The following is a 7371-nucleotide window of genomic DNA, read 5'->3' as shown; positions in this document are numbered from 1 at the left end:
ATCTGGAATATTTCCTCGACGTGATCTGGCCGGAGCTGAAAGTCCACGTCACCTCGGTGACCGACGAATGGGCGGGGGCCGCGATCGGCGGGCCGAAGGCCAGGCAGATCCTCGCCGCCTGTGTCACCGGCACCGCAGTCGACAATGCCGCCTTGCCCTTCATGGGCATCGTGCGCGGCGAGATAGCAGGCGTGCCGGCGATGGTCTGCCGGCTGTCCTTCTCGGGTGAAATGGCGTTCGAGGTCTATTCCGGCGCCGGGTACGGCACCCATGTGTGGGAAGCGCTTGTTGAAGCAGGCAAGCCGTTCGGGCTGGTCACCTACGGGCTTGAAGCGCTGGGCACGATGCGCATCGAAAAGGGCCATGTGACCGGCGCCGAGATCGATGGCCGTACCACGGCGCGCGACCTGCATCTCGACTGGATGCTGTCGAAGAAGAAGCCATTCATCGGCTCGGCGATGATGGATCGCGAAGGCCTGATCGCGTCTGATCGCCTGGAACTGGTCGGCCTGATCGCCCTCGACAACCGGCCGTTCAATGGCGGCGCGCACATCGTCGAGGAGGTTGACGAGGCCAATCCGCACGGCTCGATCGGTCACATCACCGCCTGCTGCTATTCACCGGCGCTCGGCAGGCATATCGCGCTGGCGCTGGTCAAGGGCGGCAAGGCACGGCAGGGCACGCGCGCTCATGTCTCCGATCCCTTGCGCAACCGGTTCGGACCGGTCGAGATCGTCTCCAACCACTTCTTCGATCCGGACGGGAGCCGCATGCATGGTTGAGCGCCAATCACCCGAACCCTTGTCGCCGCTTGAGCCTGAATTCCATGTCGGCTCGCACGGCAATTTCGAGCACGGCGTCGAGATCATCCTGACCGAGACAAGGCCGGGCTCGATCGTGCAGCTCGCCGCGTGGCCCGGCGAGGAGAAGAAGCTGATAGCAGCCATCCGCACCGTCACCGGGCTTGCCCTGCCCGATGGCGCCGGCGGCGGCTTGAGCGACGGCGTGAAATCGGTGTTCGGCTTCGCGCCGGGAAAGTTCACCGTTGCCGATGAAGCCGAAGGCCTGGCTGCGGCCTTTGCCAAAGTGGTGACCCCCGCCATTGGCACCGTGACCGACCTCTCGCACGGCCGCACCGCCATCCGCATTGCCGGGCCGAAGGCCGAATGGGTGCTGGCGAAATTCTTCGCCATCGACTTCGCGCTGCCGGCCTTTCCGGTCGGCACCGGCCGTTCGACCACCCATCACGACATCTTCGCCCAGATCCAGCGCACCAGCGCCGACCAGTTCGACATCTATGTCTTCCGCTCGTTTGCACGCTCTTTCTGGAAGGCGCTCTGCCATGCCAGCGAGGAAGTCGGCTACGAGGTGCAGTAGGCGGCGCGGCCGGATGGCCGCGTTGCCCACATCTGGCATCAACGCCAGCCGCTTCTGCCGCTAGAGAATCTGGCCGCCGGCGCCCATGGTGCGAAAACGTGGCCGCCCAACCGGCCCGAGGGATATGAAATCCCTTCTTCAAGAGTCGGCACATTCGTTTGGTTCGAACATCTCCATGACCGCAGAACTATCCGCCGGCGCCACGGATCGCGCCGATGTGCCGGCCAGAGTCTTGCTCCTGCTGCCGCTGACGGTCGCCTGCGGCGTGTTCATGACCAGCCTCGACCAGAATGTCGTGGTGACCGCGCTGCCGGGCATTAGCGAAAGCCTCGGCCGTCCGCCCAGCCAGCTCGGCCTCTTGATTACCGTCTATGTCGCCAGCCTGATCATCTCGATGCCGCTTGGCGGCTGGGCCGCCGATCGCTTCGGCCTGCGCAACGTCTACTGCTTTGCCTTGCTGGTGTTCGCCGCCTCGTCGGCGCTCTGCGGGCTGTCCGACAACATCTGGATGCTGGTCGGCGCCCGCGCGCTGCAAGGCTTTGGCGGTGCCTTGATGGGCACGCTCGGCCAGGTCGTCATCCTGTCGACCTTTCCGCGCAGCCGAACGCTGAAGATCAACATGTACATCTCGCTGGCTGGCCAGTCCGGACCGTTGGTCGGTCCGCTCGTCGGGGGCGCGCTGACCACCTACATTTCCTGGCGCTGGATCTTCTTCATCAACGTGCCGTTCGCGCTGGCGGCGGCAATTCTTGCCGCCTCGCTGTTTCCGACGATGACCAAGCCCGTGCGCACGCCGTTCGATTTTCCGGGCTTCCTGCTGGTCGGCAGCGGCATGGTCCTGCTCGTCTTCGGCATGGATTCGCTTGCTGCCAAGGATGCCGCGGGCGGCATCATCGCCGCAGAACTGGCGCTGGCGCTGGTCATCCTGACCATCGCCTCGTTCTACTGCCTGCGCGTGCGCAATCCGCTGCTCGATCTCAAGCTGTTGCGCATCCGCACCTTCCGCATTTCGTTCCTCACCGGCGGCGGGCTGGATACGATCGGACTCAGCTCGGTGGTGTTCCTGCTGCCCTTGATGTTCCAGCTCGGCTTCGGCATGAGCGCGGTGCAGGCGGGATCGCTGACCTTCGTCGCCGCGGTCGGCTCCGTGGCCATGCGCTTCTTCATGCCGCGCTTCCTCAACCGTTTCGGCTTTCGCCGCGTGCTGGTCTACAACACGCCCATCGTTGCCGCCATGGTCGCCGGCTTCGCCTTGATGCAGGCGACCACGCCGGTGTGGATCGTGCTGACCTACATCTTCGTCTTCGGCGTCTTCCGCTCCGCGCAATGGGCCTCGACCGGCAATCTCGCCTATTCCGACATCGCGCCCGAGCAGCTCGCCCGCTTCAGCGCGCTCTATTACATATTATGGCAGCTGGCGGTGGCGATCAGCGTCGGTCTGGCTGCGGCGGTATTGTCATTTCTGGCCGGCGGCGGTCCAGCCGTCGCCGACGATTTCCGCATCCTGTTCGTCATCGAGGGCATCATCACGCTCTGCGCGCTGCTTGCCTACCTCAAGCTGACGCCACAGGACGGTGCCCATGTCAGCGGCCACGGCGCACAGATGAATACCGAATGAGGCTGGCTGGCTTATTCGCTGAACGTGACCCACTCTTCCAGCGGCACGCGGTCGGTGCGGAAGGCGTTTTCAGGTTTTGACGTATCTTCATAACCAAGCGCCATGCCGCAGACGACGATCTCTTCGTCCGGAATGTCGAGCACCGGCCTGATCTGCCGGTGATAGGGCGCGAAGGCCGCCTGCGGACAGGTGTGCAGACCCCTGCCCCGAGCTGCGACCATGATGTTCTGCAGGAACATGCCGTAGTCGATCCATGAACCCTGGTTGAGGCGGCGGTCGATGGTGAAGATCATGCCGACCGGGGCGTCGAAGAAGACGAAGTTGCGGTCGTGCTGGGCGCGCATCTTGTCGACCTCGCGACGACCGATCCCGAGCGCGCCATAGAGGCCGAAACCGTTGGCGCGGCGGCGGGTCAGATACGGCTCGAAGAACTGCGTGGGATAATACCGGTACTCGTCCCAATCAGCTTTTTCGGCGCGAATGCCGGAATTGAGAATGGCGTCTGATATCCGCTGCTTGCTCTCGCCCTTGGTGACATAGACCTTCCATGGCTGCATGTTGGTGCCGGATGGGGCACGCGCCGCAACCGCCAGAATGGCGCGGATGGTTTCGTCGTCGACCATGTCGGGCAGGAATGCGCGCACCGAACGGCGCGACAGGATCGCCTCGTCGACAATCTCGGCATCGCCCGCAATTCGGGGGTTATTTTCCAGCATGGGCCGTCCCTTACCCTTTGTCTCGATCGGACGTCCCCACTCGCCGCTCTCGGCGGAGCCTTTGCATGAACCGTCAAAATCGCGCAAGCAAATCTTGTGCATCCGTGAAAATCTACTTGATTTTTTCATGAGCTTGACTTCTCATGAAATTTGGCCAGATTTTTTCATAAAGTGAGCGCTTTGCCTTCGACTACCGCTAGAACATTGCAGGTACCTGACGAACGCGTGCTGGCCGGCGATATCAGGGCCCTGCGCAAGGCGCGCGGGCTGACACTCGCCGAGATCGGCTCGAAGCTTGGCCGTTCGGTCGGCTGGGTCAGCCAGGTCGAGCGCGGTCTGTCGACGCCGTCGCTCGGTGACCTCCGAGCCTTCGCCGAACTGTTCGGCGTGCCGATCAGCCTGTTCTTCAGCCATGACGTACCTGTCGAAAGCGAGCGCGGCGTGGTCGTGCGCGCTGGCAGGCGCCGCACGCTTGGCACAAGCGAATCCGGCCTGGTGGAGGAGCTTCTGTCGCCCGATCTCGGCGGTAGCTTCGAGATGGTGCGTTCGGTCTTCGCGCCGGGCGCGGAACTGAAGGCCGAGGCGCAGCGGCCGACCGAAGAAGCTGGATACGTCGCCTCCGGGCTGTTCGACATCGAGATCGGAGGTGTCTGGCATCGGCTTGGCGAAGGCGACTCCTTTCGCTTTGAAGGCAAGCCTTACCGCTGGCGCAATCCGGGCGCGGAGCCTGCAATTGTCATCTGGGTGGTTTCACCACCCGTCTATTGAGTTCAAGTTTGGAGAAGAACATGGCGGGTTTGCCGAGCACGGCGCGCGTGGTGATCATCGGAGGCGGTGCCGTCGGCACTTCCGCGCTCTACCATCTCGCCCAGGCGGGCTGGACCGACTGCGTGCTCTTGGAAAAGAACGAGCTGACTTCGGGCTCGACCTGGCATGCCGCCGGCAACGTGCCGACTTTCTCCTCGTCCTGGTCGCTGATGAACATGCAGCGCTATTCGACCGAGCTTTATCGCGGGCTGGCCGACGCGGTCGACTATCCCATGAACTATCACGTCACCGGCTCGCTGCGCCTTGCCCACACGAAAGAGCGCATGCAGGAATTTCAGCGCGCCAAGGGCATGGGCCGCTACCAGGGTATGGACATCGACATCGTCGGCGTCGACGAGATCCAGCGCCGCTATCCCTTCATCGAGACGCATGATTTGAAAGGCGCGCTCTACGACCCGAGCGACGGCGACATCGATCCGGCGCAGCTCACCCAGGCGCTGGCCAAGGGCGCGCGCGACATGGGCGCGAAGATCATCCGCTTCTGCCCGGTCACAGGCGTGCGCCGCGAGAACGACGAGTGGGTGGTCGAGACGGCGGAAGGTGAGATCCGCTGCGAGATCGTCGTCAATGCTGCCGGCTACCGCGCCGCCGAAGTCGGCCGGATGTTCGGCCGCGACGTGCCGATGATGGTGATGAGCCATCAGTACATTTTGTTCGAGGAGATCCCCGAGCTGGCGGCATGGTCGAAGGAACACGGCAAGAAACTGCCGCTGCTGCGCGACGTCGACACCTCCTACTATCTGCGCCAGGAGAAGAACGGCATGAATCTCGGCCCCTATGAGCGCAATTGCCGCGCGCATTGGGCCACCCACAACGACCCGATGCCGGAGGATTTTTCCTTTCAATTGTTCCCCGACGACCTCGACCGGCTGGAACATTATCTGGCCGATGCCGTCGCCCGCGTGCCGATCCTTGGCACCGCCGGCCTGTCCAAGGTCATCAACGGGCCGATCCCCTACACGCCGGACGGCAATCCGCTGATCGGCCCGATGCCCGGCGTTCCCAATGCCTTCGAGGCCTGCGTCTTCACCTTCGGCATTGCCCAGGGTGGCGGCGCCGGCAAGGTGCTGGCCGAATGGGTGACAGAGGGCCAGACCGAATGGGATATGTGGTCGTGCGACCCGCGCCGCTTCACCTCCTTTGCCTCGGCGCCGGACTATTGCGTCGCCAAGGGCATGGAGATCTACGGCAACGAGTATGCCATCCAGTTCCCGCGCCATGCCTGGCCGGAAGGCCGCGACCGCAAGCTGTCGCCGATCCATGATCGCATCAAGGCGCTCGGCGGCCGCTTCGACGCCTATAATGGCTGGGAGCGGGCCACCTGGTACGCACAAGACGGCGATGACATTTCCGAGGAAGCCACGCTGACCTTCCGCCGCGACGGACCGTGGCATCATCGCGTGCGCGAGGAATGCCTGGCCGTGCGCGACGCCGCCGGCATTTTGGACCTGCCGGGCTTCTCGCGCTTCAACCTCGACGGTCCCGGTGCCGCCGAATGGCTGAGCCTGCAGGTCACCGGCCTGGTGCCGAAGCCCGGCCGCCTCGGTCTCGTCTATTTCGCCGACGACAAGGGCCGCATCGTCACCGAAATGTCCGTGGTGCGCCACGACGACAACCTGATGACGCTGATCACCGCGGCGGTCGCGCAGTGGCACGATTTCGAATGGCTGAAGTCGCGCATGCCCAAGGATGCGCCGTTCAGGCTGATCGACCGGACCGAGGAATTCTCGACCCAGATCCTGGCCGGCCCCAACTCGCGGAAAATCCTCGCCGATGTCTGCGAAGCCGACCTCACTTTGCCATGGCTGACGCATCAGGAAACCAAGATCGCCGGTCGCTGGGCCAAACTCGTGCGCGTCTCCTTCGCCGGCGAACTCGGCTGGGAAATCCACACCAGGGTGGACGACACATCAGCCATCTTCGACGCCGTCTGCGCGGCAGGCCAGCAACATGGGCTGAAGCCATTCGGCATGTATGCGTTGGATTCGCTCAGGCTTGAAAAAGGCTACCGCACCTGGAAGGGCGACCTGTCGACCGACTATTCGATCCTGCAGGGCGGGCTGGAGCGCTTCGTCAAATGGGACAAGCCCGATTTCCGTGGCAAGGCTGCACTCCAGAACGAAAAGCAGCAAGGCGTGAAGAAGCGCTTCGTCACGCTGGTTATAGAGAACCCGGGCGACTGCGACGCCCCTTCGGTGTCGACGCTGTGGCATGACGGCAAGATCGTCGGCGAGACGACGTCCGGCGGCTGGGGCCACCGGGTCGACAAATCGATCGCGCTCGGCATGCTGCGCGCCGATCTGGCCGAGCCAGGCACATCAGTCGAGGTCGAAATCTTCGGTGACCGCTTTCAGGCGATCGTGCAGAAGGATGAACCGTTGTGGGATCCGAAGAACGAAAGGCTGCGCGCATGAAGAAAATCATCCTCACCGATGGCGGCATGGGCCAGGAACTGGTCCGTCGCAGCAAATCCGAGCCGACACCGCTTTGGTCGGCCAGGGTGCTGATCGACGAACCGGATCTGGTGCGCGACCTGCACGCGGAATTCATCCGCGCCGGCGCCCGCGTGATCACCATCAACACCTATTCGGCAACGCCCGAACGCCTGGCGCGTGAAGGTGCGCAAGACCTCTTCAAGCCATTGCAGAAGCGCGGCATCGAATTGGCCAGGCAGGCCCGCGACGAGGCCGGCGATGCAGCCATCGCCGGTTGCCTGTCGCCGCTTTTCGGCAGCTATGCACCGGCACTGACCATTTCCTTCGAGGACACGCTCGATATTTACCGCCGCATCGTTGCCGAGCAGGCCGATGGCGTCGACCTGTTCCTGTGTGA

The 7371-nt window shown here is 63.5% G+C and carries 7 protein-coding genes; 6 read left to right on the top strand and 1 reads right to left on the bottom strand.

The genetic code is table 11. The features are described 5' to 3' along the window. The 3 genes from EOC06_RS28355 to EOC06_RS28345 form a co-directional block, all read left to right on the top strand. Positions 1-782 (top strand): aminomethyltransferase family protein (locus EOC06_RS28355; RefSeq protein WP_245470148.1); only part of this gene is annotated, 782 nt, incomplete at its 5' end. Then, positions 775-1377: a sarcosine oxidase subunit gamma family protein gene (gene soxG / locus EOC06_RS28350; protein ID WP_128309354.1), complete on the top strand. Its 603-nt coding sequence runs from the start codon at positions 775-777 to the stop codon at positions 1375-1377. The genes EOC06_RS28355 and soxG, both read left to right, overlap by 8 nt. Before the next feature lie 175 nt (positions 1378-1552). Next, positions 1553-2995, top strand: coding sequence for an MFS transporter (locus EOC06_RS28345; protein ID WP_128309353.1), 1443 nt, complete (start codon positions 1553-1555; stop codon positions 2993-2995). Between the two features lie 11 nt (positions 2996-3006). On the opposite strand, the gene EOC06_RS28340 is transcribed toward EOC06_RS28345, so the two are convergent. Beyond that, positions 3007-3711 (bottom strand): nitroreductase, encoded by a 705-nt coding sequence (locus EOC06_RS28340; protein WP_164748979.1) that lies wholly within the window; start codon positions 3709-3711, stop codon positions 3007-3009. Positions 3712-3915: 204 nt separating this feature from the next. On the opposite strand from EOC06_RS28340, the gene EOC06_RS28335 reads away from it, so the two are divergent. The 3 genes from EOC06_RS28335 to EOC06_RS28325 form a co-directional block, all read left to right on the top strand. Then, positions 3916-4479 (top strand): helix-turn-helix domain-containing protein, encoded by a 564-nt coding sequence (locus tag EOC06_RS28335; RefSeq protein WP_127269323.1) that lies wholly within the window; start codon positions 3916-3918, stop codon positions 4477-4479. 20 nt (positions 4480-4499) lie between these two features. Then, positions 4500-6953, top strand: a complete 2454-nt coding sequence (locus EOC06_RS28330) for an FAD-dependent oxidoreductase (RefSeq protein ID WP_128309352.1) — start codon at positions 4500-4502, stop codon at positions 6951-6953. Continuing rightward, the coding region (locus EOC06_RS28325; RefSeq protein ID WP_164898782.1) for a homocysteine S-methyltransferase family protein at positions 6950-7371 on the top strand (422 nt) is incomplete at its 3' end. The genes EOC06_RS28330 and EOC06_RS28325, both read left to right, overlap by 4 nt.

Origin of the sequence: Mesorhizobium sp. M7A.F.Ca.MR.362.00.0.0 (genome assembly GCF_004023175.1) — a bacterium.
Classification (GTDB): Bacteria; Pseudomonadota; Alphaproteobacteria; order Rhizobiales; family Rhizobiaceae; genus Mesorhizobium.
The sequence above is the reverse complement of the archived record's forward strand: the minus strand, read 5'-3'. Positions and strand labels throughout refer to the sequence as shown.

Excerpts from the sequence above, each read along its gene's own strand:
- EOC06_RS28340 (WP_164748979.1), bottom strand. The coding sequence starts at position 3,711 with ATGCTGGAAAATAACCCCCGAATTGCGGGCGATGCCGAGATTGTCGAC.
- EOC06_RS28330 (WP_128309352.1), top strand. The coding sequence starts at position 4,500 with ATGGCGGGTTTGCCGAGCACGGCGCGCGTGGTGATCATCGGAGGCGGT.
- soxG (WP_128309354.1), top strand. The coding sequence starts at position 775 with ATGGTTGAGCGCCAATCACCCGAACCCTTGTCGCCGCTTGAGCCTGAA.
- EOC06_RS28345 (WP_128309353.1), top strand. The coding sequence starts at position 1,553 with ATGACCGCAGAACTATCCGCCGGCGCCACGGATCGCGCCGATGTGCCG.